At 57.9% G+C, this 20,074-nt stretch carries 23 protein-coding genes; 7 read left to right on the top strand and 16 right to left on the bottom strand.

Translation table 11 applies throughout. The features are described 5' to 3' along the window. Positions 1–80: 80 nt before the first annotated feature. From rpsD to secY, 8 genes are all read right to left on the bottom strand, one after another. A complete protein-coding gene (gene rpsD, locus QP908_RS06470; protein WP_023016758.1) occupies positions 81–686 on the bottom strand; it encodes a 30S ribosomal protein S4 in 606 nt (201 codons plus the stop codon). A 21-nt stretch (positions 687–707) separates the two neighbouring features. Next, the gene (rpsK, locus tag QP908_RS06465; RefSeq protein WP_005277076.1) at positions 708–1,112 is read right to left on the bottom strand and encodes a 30S ribosomal protein S11; all 405 of its coding nucleotides are present in this window, start codon (positions 1,110–1,112) and stop codon (positions 708–710) included. A gap of 3 nt (positions 1,113–1,115) precedes the next feature. Then, positions 1,116–1,484, bottom strand: a complete 369-nt coding sequence (rpsM, locus tag QP908_RS06460; protein ID WP_023025213.1) for a 30S ribosomal protein S13 — start codon at positions 1,482–1,484, stop codon at positions 1,116–1,118. Between the two features lie 182 nt (positions 1,485–1,666). Then, a complete protein-coding gene (infA, locus tag QP908_RS06455; RefSeq protein ID WP_003854422.1) occupies positions 1,667–1,885 on the bottom strand; it encodes a translation initiation factor IF-1 in 219 nt (72 codons plus the stop codon). 259 nt (positions 1,886–2,144) lie between these two features. Continuing rightward, a complete protein-coding gene (locus tag QP908_RS06450) occupies positions 2,145–2,936 on the bottom strand; it encodes a L,D-transpeptidase (RefSeq protein WP_239269088.1) in 792 nt (263 codons plus the stop codon). Between the two features lie 68 nt (positions 2,937–3,004). Beyond that, positions 3,005–3,799 (bottom strand): type I methionyl aminopeptidase, encoded by a 795-nt coding sequence (gene map / locus QP908_RS06445; protein WP_239269090.1) that lies wholly within the window; start codon positions 3,797–3,799, stop codon positions 3,005–3,007. Beyond that, positions 3,799–4,344 (bottom strand): adenylate kinase, encoded by a 546-nt coding sequence (locus QP908_RS06440; RefSeq protein WP_126318292.1) that lies wholly within the window; start codon positions 4,342–4,344, stop codon positions 3,799–3,801. The genes map and QP908_RS06440 overlap by 1 nt, the downstream gene beginning before the upstream one ends. Further along, a complete protein-coding gene (gene secY, locus QP908_RS06435; RefSeq protein ID WP_239269092.1) occupies positions 4,344–5,669 on the bottom strand; it encodes a preprotein translocase subunit SecY in 1,326 nt (441 codons plus the stop codon). The genes QP908_RS06440 and secY overlap by 1 nt, the downstream gene beginning before the upstream one ends. 377 nt (positions 5,670–6,046) lie before the next feature. Here secY and QP908_RS06430 point away from each other — a divergent pair, with 377 nt between their 5' ends. Together QP908_RS06430 and QP908_RS06425 are read left to right on the top strand one after the other, a co-directional pair. Beyond that, entirely contained in the window at positions 6,047–7,354 is a 1,308-nt protein-coding gene (locus QP908_RS06430) for a class I SAM-dependent methyltransferase (RefSeq protein ID WP_239269094.1), read from the top strand. A gap of 11 nt (positions 7,355–7,365) precedes the next feature. Continuing rightward, the gene (locus QP908_RS06425) at positions 7,366–8,868 is read left to right on the top strand and encodes an FAD-binding oxidoreductase (protein WP_239269096.1); all 1,503 of its coding nucleotides are present in this window, start codon (positions 7,366–7,368) and stop codon (positions 8,866–8,868) included. Positions 8,869–8,974: 106 nt separating this feature from the next. Here the strand turns inward: QP908_RS06425 and QP908_RS06420 are convergent, their stop codons facing one another. The 7 genes from QP908_RS06420 to rpsH form a co-directional block, all read right to left on the bottom strand. Beyond that, positions 8,975–9,115 carry a hypothetical protein gene (locus tag QP908_RS06420; protein WP_239269098.1) on the bottom strand — a complete coding sequence of 47 codons (141 nt, stop codon included), beginning with the start codon at positions 9,113–9,115 and terminating at the stop codon, positions 8,975–8,977. 142 nt (positions 9,116–9,257) lie between these two features. Further along, complete coding sequence (gene rplO / locus QP908_RS06415) at positions 9,258–9,704, bottom strand: 50S ribosomal protein L15 (RefSeq protein WP_005277000.1); 447 nt, start codon at positions 9,702–9,704, stop codon at positions 9,258–9,260. Between the two features lie 3 nt (positions 9,705–9,707). Further along, positions 9,708–9,893, bottom strand: a complete 186-nt coding sequence (gene rpmD, locus QP908_RS06410) for a 50S ribosomal protein L30 (protein ID WP_005276997.1) — start codon at positions 9,891–9,893, stop codon at positions 9,708–9,710. 3 nt (positions 9,894–9,896) lie between these two features. Next, the gene (gene rpsE / locus QP908_RS06405) at positions 9,897–10,520 is read right to left on the bottom strand and encodes a 30S ribosomal protein S5 (RefSeq protein ID WP_005276995.1); all 624 of its coding nucleotides are present in this window, start codon (positions 10,518–10,520) and stop codon (positions 9,897–9,899) included. Positions 10,521–10,560: 40 nt separating this feature from the next. Next, the gene (gene rplR, locus QP908_RS06400; protein ID WP_023025204.1) at positions 10,561–10,962 is read right to left on the bottom strand and encodes a 50S ribosomal protein L18; all 402 of its coding nucleotides are present in this window, start codon (positions 10,960–10,962) and stop codon (positions 10,561–10,563) included. 3 nt (positions 10,963–10,965) lie between these two features. Beyond that, complete coding sequence (gene rplF, locus QP908_RS06395; protein ID WP_023025203.1) at positions 10,966–11,502, bottom strand: 50S ribosomal protein L6; 537 nt, start codon at positions 11,500–11,502, stop codon at positions 10,966–10,968. A 15-nt stretch (positions 11,503–11,517) separates the two neighbouring features. Beyond that, entirely contained in the window at positions 11,518–11,901 is a 384-nt protein-coding gene (rpsH, locus tag QP908_RS06390) for a 30S ribosomal protein S8 (RefSeq protein ID WP_005276990.1), read from the bottom strand. A gap of 354 nt (positions 11,902–12,255) precedes the next feature. Here rpsH and QP908_RS06385 point away from each other — a divergent pair, with 354 nt between their 5' ends. Both QP908_RS06385 and fdhD read left to right on the top strand, forming a co-directional pair. After that, positions 12,256–12,504 (top strand): DUF6457 domain-containing protein, encoded by a 249-nt coding sequence (locus QP908_RS06385; RefSeq protein ID WP_005276987.1) that lies wholly within the window; start codon positions 12,256–12,258, stop codon positions 12,502–12,504. Beyond that, the gene (gene fdhD, locus QP908_RS06380) at positions 12,504–13,322 is read left to right on the top strand and encodes a formate dehydrogenase accessory sulfurtransferase FdhD (protein ID WP_239269102.1); all 819 of its coding nucleotides are present in this window, start codon (positions 12,504–12,506) and stop codon (positions 13,320–13,322) included. The genes QP908_RS06385 and fdhD overlap by 1 nt, the downstream gene beginning before the upstream one ends. Here fdhD and QP908_RS06375 read toward each other — a convergent pair. Then, a complete protein-coding gene (locus QP908_RS06375; RefSeq protein WP_239269104.1) occupies positions 13,319–14,104 on the bottom strand; it encodes a formate/nitrite transporter family protein in 786 nt (261 codons plus the stop codon). The genes fdhD and QP908_RS06375 overlap by 4 nt on opposite strands. A gap of 610 nt (positions 14,105–14,714) precedes the next feature. Here QP908_RS06375 and QP908_RS06370 point away from each other — a divergent pair. The 3 genes from QP908_RS06370 to QP908_RS06360 form a co-directional block, all read left to right on the top strand. Beyond that, on the top strand, positions 14,715–15,239 hold the full coding sequence (locus tag QP908_RS06370) for a sortase (protein ID WP_239269105.1): 525 nt from the start codon (positions 14,715–14,717) through the stop codon (positions 15,237–15,239). Positions 15,240–15,472: 233 nt separating this feature from the next. After that, positions 15,473–18,889, top strand: coding sequence for a choice-of-anchor M domain-containing protein (locus tag QP908_RS06365; RefSeq protein WP_239269106.1), 3,417 nt, complete (start codon positions 15,473–15,475; stop codon positions 18,887–18,889). Positions 18,890–19,891: 1,002 nt separating this feature from the next. Continuing rightward, positions 19,892–20,074 (top strand): hypothetical protein (locus tag QP908_RS06360; RefSeq protein WP_284771932.1); only part of this gene is annotated, 183 nt, incomplete at its 3' end.

The following is a 20,074-nucleotide window of genomic DNA, read 5'->3' as shown; positions in this document are numbered from 1 at the left end:
CCGGTAGAGGGGGTAAAAATCTTGAGGTTGAAGATTCCTGATGGACCGCGTGGCCGTGAAGGGCCGTGCGGTATAACAGTTTACTTCGAGTAAAGCTCGACGATGAGCTGCTCTTGCAGCGGAATGTCGATCTGAGCGCGCTCGGGCAACTGGTGCACGAGGATGCGCAGCGTATCAGGAACGACCTGCAACCATGCCGGTACGTTGGCATCGATAAGAGCGTCCTGAGCGTCTTCGAACCATTCCATCTTCTGGGACCGCGGGCGGACATCGATGATGTCGTACTGCGTAACCCGGTAGGACGGGATGTTGATGTTCTTGCCGTTCACGGTGAAGTGACCGTGGGAAACGAGCTGGCGAGCCTGGCGGCGGGTGCGTGCCAGACCGGCGCGGTAAACCACGTTGTCGAGGCGGGTCTCCAGCAGGATGACCAGGTTGTCACCGGTCTTGCCTGGGAGGCGGTTAGCCTCGGTGTAGTAGCGGCGGAACTGACGCTCCAGCACACCGTAGGTGTACTTTGCCTTCTGCTTCTCCTGGAGCTGCAGCAGGTACTCAGATTCCTTGATGCGGTTGCGGCCAGCCTGTCCCGGAGGGTACGGGCGGCGCTCGAATGCCATGTCTCCGCCGACCAAGTCGACGCGAAGACGGCGGGATACGCGGGTAGCGGGGCCAGTGTAACGAGCCATTTTCTTACCTCTTTCCTTCCCTTAAACCTTGCGACGCTTGGTCGGACGGCAGCCGTTGTGCGGCTGTGGAGTTGCATCCGTGATCGAGGAAACCTCGAGGCCTGCAGCCTGCAGGGAACGGATGGCGGTCTCGCGGCCGGAGCCCGGACCCTTGACGAATACGTCAACCTTCTTCATGCCGTGGTCCATTGCCTTACGTGCGGCGCTTTCAGCGGCCATCTGCGCAGCGAACGGAGTGGACTTGCGGGAACCCTTGAAGCCAACGTGGCCGGAGGATGCCCAGGAGATAACAGCACCGGTCTGATCGGTGATCGAGACGATGGTGTTGTTGAAGGTGGACTTGATGTATGCGTGGCCCAGAGCCACATTCTTCTTGACGACGCGACGGCCGGAACGGCGTGCGCCGGAACGAGTCTTTGGAGGCATGAACTACTTCTTCTTTCCTGCGATCGTCTTCTTCGGGCCCTTACGAGTACGCGCGTTGGTCTTCGTACGCTGACCGCGTACCGGCAGACCGCGACGGTGGCGCAGACCCTTGTAGCTTCCGATTTCAATCTTGCGACGAATATCAGCCTGAACCTGGCGGCGGAGGTCACCCTCTACCTTCCAGGAGCCTTCAATTGCGTCACGCAGTGCCGAAACCTGTTCATCATCCAGGTTGTCGGTGCGCAGGTCAGGAGAAATGCCAGTCTTTTCTAGCAATTCCTTGGCACGGGTTGGACCGATGCCGTAGATGTAGGTGAGAGCGACCTCCATACGCTTATTGCGTGGGAGGTCAACACCAGCTAGACGTGCCATAAGGCGTGTCCTTTCGGGTTGTTACGGCGGTTTTCTCCCCATCCGTCCCGCTCCATGCAACGCTTCGCCCGGACCGTGCCGGGGATCCTTGGGTTGCTTACCAGTGCGGGCTCAGGCCACCGTAGCCTGAGGTGTACAGGACAAAACCATGCTTCGCCCTTGGGTGAGGAGGCTGACTGTGTTTACTTGTAGCGGTAGACGATGCGTCCGCGGGTCAGGTCATAAGGAGACAGCTCTACGACGACGCGATCCTCCGGGAGGATGCGGATGTAGTGCTGACGCATCTTACCGGAAATGTGTGCAAGAACCTTGTGCCCATTGTCGAGCTCGACACGGAACATTGCGTTTGGCAAAGGCTCGACGATGCGACCCTCTACCTCAATTGCGCCTTCCTTAGCCATAACCTCTACTTTTCTGGCGACAGACAAGTACCTGTCACCTGCATGTTTGTTGTCTACTGCGGTGGTGCAAGCCAACCAGACCTACTGGCGCTATACACCGTCAAACCAGCATACGCTGCAGCGACACGATTTCCAAACCGTACGCACTTTCATAAATCCCAAACCAGCGGAGTAAAACTAAAAATACCCTCGAGCTCAGTTCCTGATTCTGGAACCAAGCGCGAGGGCGAGGCGCGTTAACGCGGTGAGCTACATCGAATTAGTAGATGTAGACCTTGTCACCAATCTGGACATCGTTCCAATAGCGAACCGCGGCATCGTACGGCAGATGCACGCAACCGTTGGAGTCAACGTTGGTGTTGTCCAGGTGGAAAGCGTGGCCGTTATTGGTGAAGTAAATGGAGTACGGCATCGGTGCGTTATTGAACTCGCGGGAGATTTCGTCCTTCACCTTGCGGTTGACGTGGAAGGTACCGCGCGGGGTTTCCTCACCCACCATGCCGGCGGACATGGATGGGGAAATGTAGGAGACGTCGCCACCTTCCTGCAGCCAGGTGCGGCGGCCGTCAAGGTCGACACAGATCTTGGCGTCTGCCGGGCAGGAACCGCGGTCGAACTGGTTAGCGCGGCGCTGCTCCTCCGCACGGCGCGCCGCCTCTTCAGCCTTCGCCTTTTCTTCCGCAATCTGCTGTGCGTGTGCGCGCTCAGCGGCCTCGCGAGCCTGGCGTGCTTCCTCGTTCTTCTGCGCAACTAGGCCCGGGAAAAGGAATTCCAGTGCACTATCCACTGCGGACTGTACATTCGGTGCCAGTTCTGGGGCGTACTTCTCAGCCTGATCCAGGATGTCAGTACGGGTCTGCCATGCCTGGTCACGGGTCTGGCCTTGGAAGTTATCAACCTGCTGCTGGGCCTGTGCGGTGAGCTGGTCGAGATTAGGGAGTTGCTGAGCAGAAGCTGCCGGGGCGCCGGCAATAGTGCTCAATGCCATGACGCCAGCCACTGCTGGTGCAGCAACGGTGGCACTTAACTTGCGGAGGCTGAATTTAGACATAGTGGTGAGTATAAACCTTTCAGGGAATTATCGCCTAGTTTAAGCGGCGATTTTTCGGGGAATAAGTATTAGTAGCGCCTGGTGAGGATGCGCGGGCCGTCCACCGTCGCGGCCACCGTGTGCTCCCAGTGGGCGGCAACGGAGCCGTCGAGCGTGACCACCGTCCAGTCATCTTCTAGCACCGCACTATCGACGGTGCCCAAGGTGAGCATGGGTTCGATGGCCAGGACGGAGCCCTCCTGGATGAGGGGACCGCGGCCGGGCTTTCCCTCATTTTCCAAGTAGGGCTCTTCGTGCATGGTGCGGCCAATGCCATGTCCGCCGTAACCATCCACGATGTAGAGGGATACGCCAAACTTGTCCTCTGCGCGGTAAGTCGCCTGCTCCAGGGCGTGGGAGACATCCGTCAGGCGGTTGCCCGGCACCATCGCCTGTAGCCCTTCCATGAGCACCCATTCGGTCGCCGCGTTCAATGCCGCAACGCCCGGGTCGAGTTCGCCGATGGGAAAGGACCACGCGCTATCTCCTACCCACCCATCGAGGGTGGCGCCGCAGTCGATGGAGACGAGGTCGGCATCGGCAAGCACCGTCTTAGCATCCGGGATGCCGTGCACGATGACATCGTTAACGGAGGAGCAAATGGAGCCCGGAAAGCCTTCGTAGCCCTTGAAGGTAGGGGTGGCACCGGCATCGCGGATTGTCTGTTCCGCCACCGCATCGAGCTCCAGCGTGCTCACTCCTGGCGCCGCCGCGGCACGGACTGCTTGCAGCGCCTTGCCGACGATCTCGCCAGCCGCCTGCATAGCATCCAGCTCGCCCGGGGTGCGGGCGGGAATGCGCTTGGTGCGGCGCCGAAAAGCCATTACTTGCCCAGCGCTTCCATGGCGCGAGCGTTGATCTCTTCGACGGAGCCTTCTGCCTTGATGGGGATGATGGCATCGCCGTAGTGCTCGATGAGCGGGAAGGTCTCATCGCGGTAGACACCCAGGCGGGTGCGGATGGTTTCCTCGTTATCGTCGGCGCGGCCGCGGGCCATCATGCGCTCGACAACGACGTCCTCAGAAACCTCGAAATTCAATACGCCGTCGAGCTTTTCGCCCTTCTTGGACAACAGCTCTTCCAGGATGTCTGCCTGCTCGGTGGTGCGCGGGAAGCCGTCCAAGAGGAAGCCGTTTTTGGCGTCGTCTTGGCTGAGGCGCTCTTCTACCATGCGCGCGGTGACATCGGTAGGCACTAGCTTTCCGGCGTCAATATAGGACTTCGCCTCAACGCCCAGCGGGGTGCCCTCGCCAATATTGGCGCGGAAGAGGTCACCGGTAGAGATGTGTGGAACGCCGAGCTTTTCGCTCAGGATTGCTGCCTGGGTGCCTTTGCCAGCACCGGGAGGGCCAAGAAGTACAAGACGCATTATTTCAATAGTCCTTCGTAGTTGGATTGGAGAAGTTGGGATTCAATTTGCTTGACCGTGGTCAACGCGACGGAGACCATAATCAAGATGGCGGTACCGCCAAAGGCGGAGGTGCCGTTAGCAGAAGAGTGGCCGACGCCGAGGTCCAGGAGGATATTCGGCAAAATGGCAATCAACGCCAAGTACAGGGCACCGACGCTGAGCAGGCGGTTCATAACAAAGCCGAGGTACTCCGCCGTAGGGCGGCCCGGGCGGATGCCTGGGATGAAGCCACCGTACTTCTTCATGTTATCCGCTTGCTCGGCGGGGTCGTACTGCACCGAAACGTAGAAGTATGCGAAGAAAATGGTCAACAGGAAGTACAAGACGATGTACTGCCAGGACGACGGCGCCTGCAGGTGCGCAATGACATTGCGCTGCCACCAGTTATCCGGGGTGTTCACGGAGCTGGAGTTGACGATCTGCGTGATCAGCACCGGCATGTAGATAAGCGAGGAGGCGAAGATGACTGGGATAACGCCGGCCTGGTTGACCTTGAGCGGCAAGTAGGTGGAAGAGCCACCGTACTGGCGACGGCCCACCATGCGCTTGGCGTACTGCACCGGGATGCGGCGCTGGCCCTGCTCGATGAAGGTAATGCCGACGACCAAGACGATAAGGCCGACCAACACCATCGCGAAGACCATGCCGCCGTTGTTTTGCAGGATATTCATGCCATCGGTAGGCAGGCGCGTAGCAATACCAGCGAAAATGAGCAGGGACATGCCGTTGCCAATGCCCTTTTCCGTAATCAGCTCGCCCATCCACATTACGAGGACGGCACCGGAGGTCATCGTCACCACGAGCAGGATGAGGGTGAAGAAGTTGCGGTCTTCTGCTAAGACCGGCACGCCCTGGCCCAGCAGCTGCTCGCGGTCCGCCAGCGCGACGATGCCGGAGGATTGCAGCAGCGCCAAGGCGACCGTGAGGTAGCGGGTGTACTGGGTCATTTTCGCCTGCCCAGATTGACCTTCCTTCTTCAGCTGCTCAAAGCGCGGGATGACCACGGTCAGCAGCTGCACGATAATGGACGCCGTAATGTAGGGCATGATGCCGATGGCGAAGATCGACAGCTGCAATAGGGCGCCGCCAGAAAACAAGTTAATCACGGAGTAGAGGTCTCCGGATTCCTCTGTCAGTTGACGCAAGCGTCCTGCAATTGACGCGTAATCTACACCCGGCGACGGGATCTGTGCACCGATGCGGTACGCAATGATCATCACGACGGTGAAGACGATCTTCTTGCGTAGGTCGGCATCCTTAAAAGCCTGCAAAATGGCGGACACTACAAAATCCTCCTGGCCTACCGCTGTCACGCGCGAATCTATGGATTCCTCACGCAGCAACACACGGAGGTGGACACTCGTTGGCCCCCTCAGGGCTCCACATCTTTCTCACACGGCGTTAAGAAGTAAAGACAAGGAGTCCCAAAGGAACGGTGGAACACTTTTGACCCCATAACCCTACCAGCTATATAACTGCGAGCCACATCTAACCCGCATTATGTGACAATGATTGCCCATTCTTTCGCGCTTATTCCGCTAGGGGTTTACCATGTTAATTATTGCCCTGCGCAATTTTCTACCCGTAGGATTCCGGCCTTGCGGTCCCTAAACACCAAGGTCGTTATTGGTGTGACCCCAACATTGCGAAAGAAGTCTGAATGAGCAAAAAATTCACGCCGATGACCGTTGCTGAGATCATCGACGTCTTCATCCCTAGTCCCAACCCGTTCCGCTGGGAGGCCTTTGATGGCTCGGCCACCGGCCCTGTCGATGCCGAATACAAGGTCACCATCAATAGCCTTGGCGGACTTGCTTATATCGCCACCCACCCAGGCGACGTCGGATTCGCCCGCGCCTATGTCACCGATGGCATCTCTGTAGAAGGCGAGCACCCCGCCCACCCGTACGGCATCTTCAATGCCCTGCACGCCATGTATGACAAGTTTGAAAAACCCAGCGCTAAAGACTTGGCCCGCGTGGTTCGCTCGCTGGCTTCCATGGGCGCTTTCCACATCCAGCCGGTGCCTGAGGTAGAGCGCGCCTCTTGGCTGCGCCGCAAGCTGCACGATGGCCTGTCCAAGCACTCCAAAGAGCGCGACGCCGACGTTATTTCTGATCACTACGACGTGGGCAATGACTTCTACGAGCTCTTCTTGGGCGATTCCATGACCTATACCTGCGCCTACTTCCCCACCCCGGACGCCACCCTGGAGGAGGCACAGGAAAACAAGTACCGCCTCATCTTTGACAAGCTGCGCCTGAAAGAAGGCGACACCCACCTAGACGTGGGCTGTGGCTGGGGCGGCATGGTGCGCTACGCCGCACGCCGCGGCGTGAAGTCCATCGGCGTGACCTTGTCGCAAGAGCAGGCCGAGTGGGGCCAAAAGAAAATCGAGGAAGAAGGCCTACAGGATCTGGCCGAGGTCCGATTCATGGACTACCGCGATGTCACCGAAGAAGGCTTTGATGCCATCTCCGCCATCGGCATCATCGAGCACATCGGCGTGCAGAACTACGATGACTTCTTCAAGTTCATGTACAGCAAGCTCAAGATCGGCGGCCTGATGTTGAACCACAACATCACCTACCCGGATAACCACAAGACGCCCAAAGGCGGCTTCATCGACCGCTATATTTTCCCCGATGGCGAGCTCACCGGTTCCGGCAACGTCACCAAGGCCATGCAGGACAATGGCTTCGAGGTCTTCCACACCGAATCCCTGCGCTTTGATTACATGCGCACCCTGCACGAGTGGTGCGAGAACTTGAAGGAGAACTGGGAAGAGGCCTGCAACCTGGTAGGCCTGCCCACCGCCCGCCTCTACGGCATCTACATGGCCGGCTCGGAGTGGGGCTTCGAGCGCAATATCATTAACCTCTACCACTTCTTGGGCATCAAGCTCGGCGAGGCCGGCTCCCGCGCCGGCGTGCCTGAGCGCCGTTGGTGGGAAGACAGCCGCTTTTAAAAGGAGCCCATATGACCCTTTTGGATCACTTACGCGAGCGCGTTTCTGCCCTGCAGCCGCGCCCCGTCGACGCCGTGCGCATCGAGCCCGTAGGCTGGCAGGCCCACCGCGCCGGCGTAGACACCTTACTGCGCAGCTTCCGCGAGGTCCCCGCCGGCAAGCGCGTGCGCTTGGCCAAAAAGACCTCTAACCTCTTTCGCGGCCGCAGCGAGAATCAGGTAGGCCTTGATGTCTCCGACCTAGGCGGGGTTATCGAGGTCGATCCCCTCGCCCGCACCGCCGATGTGCAGGGCATGTGCACCTACGAGGACTTGGTCGATGCCACCTTGCCGCACGGCCTCATGCCGTTCGTCGTTCCGCAGCTTAAGACCATCACCCTGGGCGGCGCGGTGACCGGCATGGGCGTGGAATCCACGAGCTTCCGCAACGGCCTGCCGCACGAGTCCGTCATCGAGATGGATATCCTGACCGGCACCGGCGAAATCCTTACCTGCTCGCGCGAGCAGAACGTCGATCTCTTCCGCCTCTTCCCCAATTCCTACGGTTCTTTGGGCTACGCGGTGCGCCTGAAGATCGAGCTCGAGCCCGTCCCGCCTTACGTGGAGCTGCGCGAGCAGCGTTTCCACACGGTGGAGGAGGCAAGCCGCGTGCTTGCCGATGTCTCCGTCAACCACACCCACGAGGGTGAGTCCGTCGATGGCCTAGACGGCGTGGTCTTTTCCGAGGACGAGGCTTACCTCGTCTTCGCCCGCTTTACCGATGAGGAGGGCCCTACCTCCGATTACACGCGGGATAAGATCTACTACCGCAGCCTGCAGCACGCCCAGGGCATGCGACGCGACCGCCTTACCATCCGCGACTATATCTGGCGCTGGGATACCGACTGGTTCTGGTGCTCGCGTGCCTTTGGCGCCCAGAACCCCAAGGTGCGCAAGGTCTGGCCGCGCGAGCTGCGCCGCAGCTCCTTCTACTGGAAGCTGGTGCGCCTGGACCGCAAGTACGAGTTGGAGTACAACTTCATCAAAAAGCCGCACGGCAAGCCGCGCGCCGAGCGCGTGGTCCAGGATATCGAGGTCACCCCGGAAAACCTCCCGGAGTTCCTCCACTGGTTCTTCCAGGCCTCCGATATCCAGCCGGTCTGGCTCTGCCCCATCCGCCTGCGCGATGGTGTGGGCGATCTCGTGGGCACCGGCGATATTGCCGCCGAGTCCCAGGACCCCTGGCCGCTCTACCCGCTGCGCCCCGGAAAGACGTGGGTCAACGTCGGCTTCTGGTCCGGTGTGGACGGCGATCACGTCGATCCCAGCGCCCCCGGCAATGGTGCGTTCAACCGCGTCATTGAAGAGAAGGTCAATGACTTGGGCGGCCACAAGTCGCTGTACTCCGAGGCCTTCTACTCCCGGGAGCGGTTCGAGGAGCTCTACGGCGGAAAGCTTCCCGATGCCATCAAGGCCGTAACGGACCCCGATGACCGCTTTCCCGGCCTCTTTGAAAAGACCGTGGACGAGGCCTAGGACGGGTCCCAAAACACATAAGGGTGGAACGCTAGTGAAAGCGTTCCACCCTTTTTGCAGCTACGGGCCCAATCCCTGACAGGGCCCGAGGCTTTAATCAGCGCGACTACTGCGCTTGGGCCACCTGCGCGGTCTCAGCGTTATCCGGCTGGGACAGCTGCGGGTTGGTGTCAACGGGGCCGGTGGAGCCGGCGAGCGCAAGCACGGCGGAGATGACAGCGGCAAGGAATGAAGAAATGGACGACATAGCAAAATCCTAGCTAGTAGGGATGAGTGTTTACGGTGATAACACTACCACTGCCATGCATACGCCCGCATAGATCGACTACACCCCCTCACCCCGCACATAAGGTGCGAGGAAAGGGGGTGTAGTTATTCCCTAGTCCAGATTACTTGGTGTTGGCGGAACCGCCAGCAGCCTCAATCTTTTCTACAGCGGACTTGGAGAACTTGTCTGCGGTGACGTTCAACTTAACGTTGATGTCGCCGCTGCCCAGAACCTTGACCGGCTGGTTAGCGCGGACGAGGCCAGCAGCTGCGATGTCAGCGACGGTGATGTCGCCGCCATCGGCAAACTTCTCGGCCAAGTCAGCCACGTTAACAACCTGGTACTCAACGTGGTTCGGGTTCTTGAATCCCTTGAGCTTAGGCAGACGCATGTGGATGGGCATCTGTCCACCCTCGAAAGCAGCGGGAACCTGCTTACGAGCGCCGGTACCCTTGGTACCGCGACCAGCGGTCTTACCCTTGGATGCCTCACCGCGGCCAACGCGGGTCTTGGGCTTATTTGCTCCTGCGGTTGGGCGCAGGTCGTGCAGCTTGATGATATCAGCCATGGTTTACTCCCCTGCCACTTCTTCGACGGTGACCAGGTGGCGAACCTTGTGAACCATGCCGCGGATGATCGGGGTGTCCTGCTTAACAACGGACTGACCGATGCGCTTGAGACCCAGAGCCTCAATGTTCTTGCGGTGGTTCGGCTTGGTGCCCACCAGGCCCTTTACCTGTGTAATCTTCAGAGCCATTGTTTATGCCTCCTGACCTGCGCGCTTGCGCAGCATACGGGCCGGGGTGACCTCTTCGATGGACTTGCCACGGCGTGCGGCAACCTCTTCGGGGCGGACCAGCTGCTTGAGGCCGTCCACGGTTGCGCGGACGACGTTGAGTGCATTGTCGGAGCCCAGGGACTTCGACAGAATGTCCTGCACGCCAGCGCATTCAAGCACTGGACGAGCAGCACCGCCGGCGATGACACCAGTACCAGGAGCGGCGGGCTTCATCATGACGATGCCCGCTGCGTCGCGACCCTCTACCGGGTGGGTGATGGTGCCGGCAACCATAGGTACGCGGAAGAAGTTCTTGCGAGCCTCTTCTGCACCCTTCTGGATTGCAGCCGGAACTTCCTTAGCCTTGCCGTAGCCAACGCCTACCTGGCCCTGGCCGTCACCAACGACGACGAGAGCGGTGAAGGACATGTTGCGGCCACCCTTGACGGTCTTGGAGACGCGGTTGATGGTCACAACGCGCTCGATGTACTTATCGCGCTCGTTGTCCTGCTGGTTACGACGATCGTTGCGACGGCCGTTGCCGCCGCGGTTGTTCTTGTTGTTCTCGGCGGAGCGTCCGCCGTCACGCTGTTCACGGTCCGACATTACGCGATCCTTCCGTTGATGTTTCCGTTGACGATGATCATTAGAACTTCAGACCACCTTCACGTGCGGCGTCTGCCAGCGCAGCGACGCGGCCGTGGTACTTGTAGCCTGCGCGGTCAAAGACGACCTGCTCAATGCCAGCGGCCTTGGCGCGCTCAGCAATCAGTTCGCCCACCTTGGCAGCCTTTGCCTTCTTATCGCCCTCGAATGCACGGATGTCCGCTTCCATGGAGGATGCGGAAACCAGGGTGTGGCCTGCCAAGTCATCGATGACCTGGACGTGCATGTGGCGCGAAGAGCGGTGCAGGACCAAGCGCGGGGACTCAGGGGTGCCACGCAGGGTCTTACGGATACGGAAGTGGCGGCGTGCGCGTGCTTCGCGACGACGAGAAGAAATGTCCTTGCCGACTGGAGTGCGCTTCGTGTTTTCAGTGTTTGCCATTGCTTACTTACCCGTCTTTCCGACCTTGCGACGGATCTGCTCGCCTTCGTAGCGAATACCCTTGCCCTTATAAGGATCGTCCTTACGCAGGCGACGGATATTAGCGGCGATCTGTCCGACTAGTTGCTTGTCAATACCGGTAATGGACAGCTTGGTGTTGCCGTCCACTGCGAAGGTGATTCCCTCCGGAGCCTTAATGAGGACCGGGTGGGAATAGCCCAGGCTGAATTCCAGGTCCTGGCCCTTTTGCTGCACACGGTAGCCGACACCAAAGATTTCCATCTTGATGGTGAAGCCCTCGGTCACGCCGATGACGGCGCTGTTGAGCAGCGAGCGGGACAGGCCGTGCAGTGCACGGTGCTTGCGGTGATCATCAGGGCGGGAAACGGTCAAGATGCCGTCTTCCACGTTGATGGTGATCGGATCCGGAACGTTTACGCTCTGGGTACCCTTAGGGCCCTTGACCTCAACGTCTTGGCCGTTGATGTTGATTTCGACGCCGTTTGGTACGGCGATCGGTGCTAGACCGACTCGAGACATGTGTCAAACCTCCCTTTACCAGACGTAGGCGAGAACTTCTCCGCCTACGCCCTTCTCCTCAGCCTGACGGTCAGTCAGCACACCGTGGGACGTGGAAATGATAGCCACGCCCAGGCCGCCCAAGACCTGTGGCAGTTCGGTGGACTTTGCATACACACGCAGACCCGGCTTAGACACGCGACGCAGACCAGACAGGGAACGCTCGCGGTTGTTGTACTTCAGCTCGAGGGACAGGGTGTGGCCCTCAACGGTGTAGTCAGCGATGTAGCCTTCCTGCTTCAAGATGTCAGCAATGTTTGCCTTCAACTTGGAGGTAGGCATCGACACGACGTCGTGGTGTGCGTTACTTGCGTTACGCACGCGCGACAGCATGTCGGCAATAGGATCAGTCATAGTCATATGAGTGACCGTGTACCTTTCTCGTTGCGGTTCCCGTGCTCACCAAAGCGTTTTCCGTGTGATTTCGGGCTACTCACGCTCCTCACGGTCAATACCGCAAGGCGCTCGCCACCCTTTGATTCAGACAACGGTCCGCTATAAACGGCGAGGGGCCTACAACAAAGTTGATGTTCAATTCTTTTTCGGCTCTGCGTTTTACCAGTTCAGCACGCAAAACCCGCAAGGCTTTGCGCGTGCACCGGCTGCAGCGCAGGCACGCCGGAACACTTTACGCCATATCCTGCGGTTTTCCAAATAAATCCCCTGCATTCATTACAGTCGGATACAGCGCCACATAGTTGAGGAGTAGTTGAGATGAGTACCGAGAACGAAGATCCGATCCGCACCGCCCACCAATGGCTTGAAGAAGCCGCGCGGCTATTAAACCTCGAGCCACATGAGGCCACGGCGCTGACCCGGGAACTGCTGGATTTAACCAAGGACGTGGCCCATACCCAGTCGCGGCCGGCAGCACCGTTGACGGCGTTCGTGGTGGGGTTGGCATCGGCAAGCACGGCAGAAGCCAAGGTAAATATCGAAACCCTCAAGGAGGCGCTGAAGTAATGGCCGGACGCAAGAATGCCACCTTCGCTGTCACGAAGGTCCGCTTGGGCGAGCATACGCAGGTAGATACCCGCGCCGATACCGTCGCCGGTGAGGAGCCGCTTGAGATTCGCGTGGGCGGGCAGACCATCACCACCACCATGCGCACCCCGGGCCACGATATTGAGCTGGCGCACGGTTTCCTCCACTCCGAGGGGCATATTGCCGCGCTTTCCAATGTCACCACTGCCCGCTACTGCGCCGGTTCCACCGTCGAGGGCATGAATACCTATAACCTGCTGGACATAGACTTGGTGAAGAATACGCCGTTGGACTTGAGCGATCTCCGCCTGACCACGACGACGTCCGCCTGCGGGGTGTGCGGCACTTCGTCCATCGAGGCGCTGGCAAAGAAGTCGCGCTACCCCATCCCCCAGATCCCCGTGGACCCACAGCTGGTGGTCCAGCTGCCGGAGAAGCTGCGCGCCGCCCAAAAGGAATTCCGCAAGACCGGCGGAATCCACGCCGCCGGCGCATTTACCCTCGAGGGTGAGCCGGTGGTCATCCGGGAGGACATCGGCAGGCACAACGCCGCCGATAAGGTTATTGGCCACCTGCTCATGGAAGAGCGCCTGCCCGCCGATGACCTCATTTTGGTCATGAGCTCCCGCGCCAGTTTCGAGCTGGTCCAAAAGGCCGCCATGGCCGGTTTTGGCATGCTCGTTGCCGTCAGCGCCGCCTCTTCCCTTGCCGTAGAGACCGCCCGCGAGACCGGCATGGCGCTAGTGGGCTTTGCCCGTGCCGATCGCTTTAACCTTTATTCGGGCACGCTGGCCTAGTCGCGGTAATCTTCCGGCCCATTATTGAGCCAGGCGTATACGCCACCGATGAGCAAGCCGCCGCCGATGAAGTTGCCAATCCACACCAGCGTCCAGTTGAGAGCAACATTGCCAACGGTCAGCGCGGCCGGCAGCGGATCGCTGCCGAAGAAGGTGAGCGCGAAGAGACAGAAATTGGCAATCACGTGCTCCAGGCCTAGGCCCACGAAGATGCCGATGATCGGGACGATGACGATGAACTTCGACACGATTTCCTTGGCAAAGACCGCGCCAACGATGCCCATATTGACCACGAAGTTCGCGGCCATGCCCTCCACGAGCATTCCCTGCGGGGATTTGGTCAGCTTGCCTTCAGAGATGGTGACCAACAGGTGCGAGGGATCCATATTCGCGAGCTTGGCAGACATGCCCATGACGGCGGCAAAGATGATGGCGCCGACAAGGTTAAAGATCGTGGTAATAAGCAGTACGTAGAAGGCCTTGCCCCAGGACAAGTGTTTCTGCATCGCCCCGTAGACCATGTACATCATATTGCCCGTGGCCAGCTCAGCACCGAGGATAACGATGGCGAAGAGGCCTAGGCCGAAGAACAGGGCAAAGATCACGGAGCCCAAGCCTGGGGCAAGCTCTTCCACCGCTTGGCCAACGACGCCGGCAAATACGGTGCCGATGCACAGATACACACCGGCGAGAATTGCGCGGACAGAAAATCGTGAAAATGATTGATCGAGTAGGGCGGCCTTTTTCAGGGATCCGGCCTTGGCAGCTTCGTTGAGAGACACCGTTTTTATTTTCCTTATTTAGCTGTACTTATACGGACAAGAGAATCACGGAGTATCGTAGCGGTTAGCGCAACCGCTGCCTCGATAAGCCGGAAAAGAAAATTATTACTCTAAGCTGGGTTCACACCCACCCCTATTGTCCCTAGTTTCCTCGGAGGTCGCAGTGGAGCACCAAGACCACCCACGGAGGAAGGGATCTCACTTATCCGCAGCGCAACCGCGCCACACTACATCCTTAAATCACAACACTCCAGGCCATGCTTCTAGCGTTGCTGATAAAAATTCCCGGCCCAAAGGTGGATCTGGCCGGCACCATTCCACAGAGCGCGATTGGCGGAAAGCAGAGCATCACGCGCGTCACATCCAAAGCCGTTACCCGAATCGCAGGATAAAAGAGACCTCAGCTCCAAGGCACCGAAAAGCCCCTTCTTCCCCTTGGGATCGCTTTAAAGGCGCATGGGCGTCCTCCGGAGTCCTTCGAGTCTCAGCCGGCATCGTTGCAACGATCCTCGTCATCAGCACGATCGATCGCAGCATCAATACGTCCGAACGCAACATCAGCTCGCCCGAAGGATTAGATACTAACCAAGTTTCTGCAGAAAATGCTCCCGTGTTCGAACCGTCCGCGGCAGTAGAAATGTTTATCCCTGCCATCGACGTCCATGCCCAATTTGAGGATGGCACGTGCCGCGTAGTCGATGGCGCCATAAACCCTGACACCATGGATAAGGCTTGCACTTATACTGCCGATGACCGCCCCTACTCCCTGCCTAGAACAAATGCCGACGATATCGTCGTTATCGCTTGGCACACCGGCGCCGGCGTGCCTGCCGTATTCAATAAGCTTTACGATGGCGCTGCCAACGAGCACAAGGTCAGCATCGGCGACAAGCTGTACGTACGCACCAAGAATTCCGACCAGAACTGGCTCACCTACACCGCAACCGATCTCCATGACCCCGATAAACAAGGCCTAGCCGGTGACTCCAGCGTATGGGGCGAGGACGCGATGCCAGGCAGGCTGCTGACGACTAGCTGCATCCAGCCCGCCAATCCCCTCGAGGCCGCCGTGCGCAATGCCGTCGTGGGATGGCAATTCGAGGGCACCACCCACACCGCGGACGACAAAGTTTAACCGCTCAGCAGCACTGCGGTCACTCGCCCGCCTTCCGCTTATCCGCTCCTTTTCCTCAGCTTTACACAGTCCCCGCTTCCGCAACCGGAGGTGGGGACTTTCTATATCTTCTTTCCCAGCTCGCGGGCAAAGGTTCACTATTTTCAACAACGCTAACGATAACGGTTTGCAATAGTGTAGTATTCGTCGCAACCTATATAAAAGTTCACTGCACCTAACCTTGGGAGAACCTTATGCCGTTGCGCACCTCACTACCGCGCCTTGCCACCATAGTCGTGGTCTTGGCGCTCGCGTTATTCCACGCTCCCTTCGCCCTCGCTGAGGACGCCCCACTTGTCCGCACCCAAACGCACGTAGATTCCCCGCACGCGGTGTGGAAGGACGGAAACTTCAAACTCATGTCCAATAGTGCGGGCCTAGTCCCCATCGAGGACACGATCAACTGGGTCAGCCACGGCCGCGTCGATGGCGGCCTAGGAGCCTATGCCTGGCGCGTTCCCGATGACCCGCGCTTCGAGTTTCTCAATGCCGAGAAAAACCAGCTCATGTACTACGGCGGCCCCGCAGTAGGCTTCCCGAAAAACACCATGCCCATCTGGGCTGGGTTCGGTGCCGCCGCGGATCTTCCCACCGATCAATTCCGCGATAAATCCTTCAACATGGAAATCGTTGATTTTAAGGGCCCCGGCCGCATGGAGCTGTTTACCTACAGCGACGAGAACTATCCTCTGAACCGCCTCTGGTCCTCCCACGACCCGGGATTCCGTACCACCTGGGTCAATGCAGGCACGCACACGCATAACGCCACGACGTTTACCCGTCCTGGCCACTACGAGGTCACCTACCGCGCTTCTGCGCGAAAGAAGGATGGCACTTTCATCCACTCCGAGCCACAAACCTTGGTCTGGCAGGTAGGCGGAACCAACCCCGCCGAGCGCACGATCACCGACCTTGATACCGCCTTTAACGACGCCAAGTCTGAATACTCAGGCTCCGAAGGGGCCGAGTCCAACGCTCCTATATTTAAGATGGCTCCCTCCAAGGCCGATACAAAGGGCGCGAAGCAAGGCATCCTCACCACGCTCTCCCTCGATACTGGCAATGCCAAAGACTCCGGCCGCGCCGTATTCACCATCAACGGCCACTACCTTGCCGAGCGCAAGGTAGAAGGCGGTAAAGCTTCGTGGGATGAAATGATTGGTGATGAAGAATCCAACTTCCAAGCCATCTTTATTCCCGACAATGATTCCCCAAGCCCTCGCTGGGTATCCGAACCCGTAAAGTCCTGGACCAGCACCGATGGGGAAAAGGACGATGAAGATGCCGAAGCTTATACAACGAAAAGCGGCGAGCTTCCTACCCCTGAGATGGAAGAGATAGAGCCGTTTGAGACCGATCCCCTTAAGATCGAGAGCTCAGATATCACCGTGTCCACCAGCGAGGTGTACGGCGATGGTGACCGCAATATCGACATCACCGTAGAGCCCGAAGATGACCGCACCACGGTGCGCGTTACCGGCGGTTTCTACAAGGTAAATGGCGAACCGATGACCAGCCTGCCGGAAAAGCATATTGCAGATTGCGAAATCAGCTTTACTTCCGGGCCGGGGCAAAGAACGAGCAGGCAACTCATCGATAGTTGTAAGCAGCCCGGATACCAACTCATGCTGCGCATCGTTCCTGATTCCCGCTCCGATGCCGGTGGCGCCACGCTATTTAGCCATACTCACAAAGATGCTTATGAGCCGATCGCTGAGACCACCGTCTCGTTCGCTGAGGCTTCTGACTCCACGGATTCACAGGAACCAGAAGGATCGGAGAAGCCAGAAGACTCCGACGCCCCAGAGAAGCCGCAGGATTCGGAAGAATCAGAAGGCTCTGCCCCATCCAAGAATCCATCGCCTTCCACGACCTCGAAGCCTTCTGTTCCCAAGATCCCCTCACCCAAGCCGCAGAACCCGAAGGATAAAGACACCCCGCACAAGGAGCTCAATCTGCACCGGGGTCACGTAGATATCTCCCCGATCCACGAAGATGGTGAGCTGCACCTGGGCATCAAGGACGAGACGAACCTGTACCACATTGGTGCAATCTGGCGTAAGCCTTCCGATGTCTTTTTCACCGTTCCAAAGCAGGTCAAGTCCACTTTGAACAAAGACATTCCGCACTTTGGAAAGAAAGGCAGCGCTGCCTACGTCCTGCCAGAGACACAGCGCACCGGTGTAGTGTGGCCTGGGCTCAGCACTGAGGATGCTTACAAAGACACCAAGAAGAATTACACCTTTACCTTCACCCCCGTCAGCGCCCCGAAGGACGGCGAATGGTTGGCATACCAGGCTGATCAGACCGGGCTGGACCAGCGCCTTGCCGGCAGCGATGACACGCATTCCTACACCACCGAAACCGCAGAACACATGCACCTCAACTGGGCATTCAACAAACCCGGTACGTATGAAGTTGGTGTCACGGTCGCAGAAAAAGACGGTAAGCCTGCGAAAAAGGCTGTTCTGCGCTTCAAGGTAGCTACCGAGGATTCATCATCTGCTGCCCCACCCACTACTGGGAACGACAGTGCCACTGAAGGCGACTCCAACGGCACGGAAAGCACCACACCGTCGAAGGAACCAAGCCCAGAGACAACGGAACCTGCTCCCAGCGCAGAACCGTCTAAGAAGCGCGAGATTACCAAGGGCCACATCGACTTCGGGCCAAAGGTTGTGGACAACAAGCTCGGCTTCTATGTCAACGAAGACGACCAACACAACGTGCCTGAAGACGTAGCGCTGCGCATTCACGATGCCCGCCGCGTGACGGTCGCTGACTCCCTGGCTAAGACGCTGTCTTTTACCGGAATGGTAAAGACTGGCTCAACGATCTACCACCTACCATTGCAACAGGACCACGACGCTGTGTGGCCGGGGTGGGACACGATCAAGGTGGGGCAAGACTACCGTGACGCCGCGATCGAAGTTCGCCCTAAGTCGGCACCTACGGACGGAAAATGGTGGGCCGGCCACACTGCCTCCCTAAACACACCGGCACGCACCTTAGCCGATAGCAACGGTACCCATACGATCAAAGGCGTTGAGGATGGTCCTTTCCACGTCCACGCGCACTGGATTTTTACCGAACCAGGGCGCTACGAAATGGAAATGCGCACCGTCAACAACGACGGCGACAAACTCACCGACTGGCACACCGTGACCTTCCTCGTGGGCGATTCAACCACCCAGCCCGGTGGAAAAGGCACTGACAAAGAAGGCGAAGAGGAAGAGGGCAAGCCCGCAGACTCCTCGAAGGTTAAGCAGCCAGGCGCTACCAAGCCAGATAACGGCTCGAATAGCACCGACACTAATAAGCCGGGGTCCGATAAGTCCAAGGCAACTAACTCATCTGGATCGAATGCGGGCGCTAAGGCATCCATGGGAAATGGCGCTGGGAAGTCGAACGGCTCCACCAAGTCCACTACTGCTAAGGGCGCAGGCAGTGGCTCTGGTCCAAGCTCCGGATCCGGCGGAGGCTCTTCCAGCCCCCACAACGGCGCACTAGCTTCTACGGGTGCCAATATCGGTTGGGTTCTCGTGCTCGCCGCACTCTTTGTTGTCGGCGGCATAGTACTGGTGAAAAAGCGGTCTAAAGGCAGTCAGTAGCCCTTAAGCTCCGGGGTTCGTTGACCGCCCAACCGCAACGAACTCTCACCGAGGAACTGCTCCACGACCTTAGAACCCAAGAAGCATCAACCCCTAACGCAGAGCTCAGCCCCGAGCATGGTCGATTACTAGCTCGGGCCGGGCTCATTTTGCGTTTTAAAGTGGTTTTTACGCACCAAGCCTTTAATCTCTGCCCGAATAGGTTGGAAGCTAACCTGGACTGCTGCATTCAGCATGTTAAACATAGTTCAATGGAATATGCCGGGTATCTACCTACCTTCCTGATTCATTCCTTTTGACAAAGAAAAACTATGCATAATAAATTTAGCTAACTGTTTACGGGTTCTTGGGAAAGTCAGTGGAAATTGAGCCCGTATGCAGTGATGACCCAAATAAGTGATAGAATAGACTGACCACTAAGAGAAATTGGGTCTATGCCGATCACCGTGATGACCTGAGCTATTTATAACCAATGGATGGACGAAGGCTCCCCCGTGAGAAATGTGATTAGCTTTGTTTAGTCGTATATCGAAATCTGTTTTACTTCCTTTAATCATTCTTGTATCCACTTCTCTAGCGGGCTTTTTCTGGGGAGAATTAAGTGTTTTCCCTCTTGCTATGGCAGTAATATACTTGACCCTGTATAACGCCTCTATACGTAGAGATTTTTACCCAAGATCGGAGTCTGGGGTATTTTTCGTCGGGTTTGTGCTATCCATTTTTGGTGGATTAATGAATGATTCAAACTACACGTTCTCCCTCGGGCTAATGATAGGTTCGACCCTCCTTATGTTAATAAGACTTAATAAGGAGGACTCAACCGGACCAAGGAAGTGAAGTGTCTGGCCATATAGCTTTTACCATGGCCACTGATATTCCCATCTACTTCTGCCGTCCAGGATCGCCGTGGGAGAGAGGCAGCAACGAAAACACCAACGGTAGGCTCAGAAGAAACCTTGCCAAAACAGTGGCCTGTACATCTACGCCGCCACGGACCTAGAGATGATCGCCAACATTCACAACCACAAACCACGCAAAGCACTCAACTGGCGCACCCCAGCCGAAGTCATGATGAGGTTACCCTCGTTTAGTGGACACCCGATTAGTGCGGATCTTGTGTCCGTAGGAGAGGATGTTCATTGTGAGTTCGTCAAGGAAGAAGTACACCCCGGAGTACCGGCAGGA

Origin of the sequence: Corynebacterium sp. MSK204 (assembly GCF_030229885.1) — a bacterium.
GTDB lineage: Bacteria > Actinomycetota > Actinomycetes > Mycobacteriales > Mycobacteriaceae > Corynebacterium.
The sequence above is the reverse complement of the archived record's forward strand: the minus strand, read 5'-3'. Positions and strand labels throughout refer to the sequence as shown.

Coding starts and splice junctions, on each gene's coding strand:
- rplF (WP_023025203.1), bottom strand. CDS start 11,502: ATGTCTCGAGTCGGTCTAGCACCGATCGCCGTACCAAACGGCGTCGAA.
- rpsD (WP_023016758.1), bottom strand. CDS start 686: ATGGCTCGTTACACTGGCCCCGCTACCCGCGTATCCCGCCGTCTTCGC.
- rpsH (WP_005276990.1), bottom strand. CDS start 11,901: ATGACTATGACTGATCCTATTGCCGACATGCTGTCGCGCGTGCGTAAC.
- infA (WP_003854422.1), bottom strand. CDS start 1,885: ATGGCTAAGGAAGGCGCAATTGAGGTAGAGGGTCGCATCGTCGAGCCT.
- QP908_RS06430 (WP_239269094.1), top strand. CDS start 6,047: ATGAGCAAAAAATTCACGCCGATGACCGTTGCTGAGATCATCGACGTC.
- map (WP_239269090.1), bottom strand. CDS start 3,799: ATGGCTTTTCGGCGCCGCACCAAGCGCATTCCCGCCCGCACCCCGGGC.
- rpsK (WP_005277076.1), bottom strand. CDS start 1,112: ATGCCTCCAAAGACTCGTTCCGGCGCACGCCGTTCCGGCCGTCGCGTC.
- rplR (WP_023025204.1), bottom strand. CDS start 10,962: ATGGCAAACACTGAAAACACGAAGCGCACTCCAGTCGGCAAGGACATT.
- QP908_RS06425 (WP_239269096.1), top strand. CDS start 7,366: ATGACCCTTTTGGATCACTTACGCGAGCGCGTTTCTGCCCTGCAGCCG.
- QP908_RS06450 (WP_239269088.1), bottom strand. CDS start 2,936: ATGTCTAAATTCAGCCTCCGCAAGTTAAGTGCCACCGTTGCTGCACCA.
- rplO (WP_005277000.1), bottom strand. CDS start 9,704: ATGGCTGATATCATCAAGCTGCACGACCTGCGCCCAACCGCAGGAGCA.
- QP908_RS06365 (WP_239269106.1), top strand. CDS start 15,473: ATGCCGTTGCGCACCTCACTACCGCGCCTTGCCACCATAGTCGTGGTC.
- QP908_RS06385 (WP_005276987.1), top strand. CDS start 12,256: ATGAGTACCGAGAACGAAGATCCGATCCGCACCGCCCACCAATGGCTT.
- rpmD (WP_005276997.1), bottom strand. CDS start 9,893: ATGGCTCTGAAGATTACACAGGTAAAGGGCCTGGTGGGCACCAAGCCG.
- QP908_RS06440 (WP_126318292.1), bottom strand. CDS start 4,344: ATGCGTCTTGTACTTCTTGGCCCTCCCGGTGCTGGCAAAGGCACCCAG.
- rpsM (WP_023025213.1), bottom strand. CDS start 1,484: ATGGCACGTCTAGCTGGTGTTGACCTCCCACGCAATAAGCGTATGGAG.
- fdhD (WP_239269102.1), top strand. CDS start 12,504: ATGGCCGGACGCAAGAATGCCACCTTCGCTGTCACGAAGGTCCGCTTG.
- rpsE (WP_005276995.1), bottom strand. CDS start 10,520: ATGTCGGACCGTGAACAGCGTGACGGCGGACGCTCCGCCGAGAACAAC.
- QP908_RS06420 (WP_239269098.1), bottom strand. CDS start 9,115: ATGTCGTCCATTTCTTCATTCCTTGCCGCTGTCATCTCCGCCGTGCTT.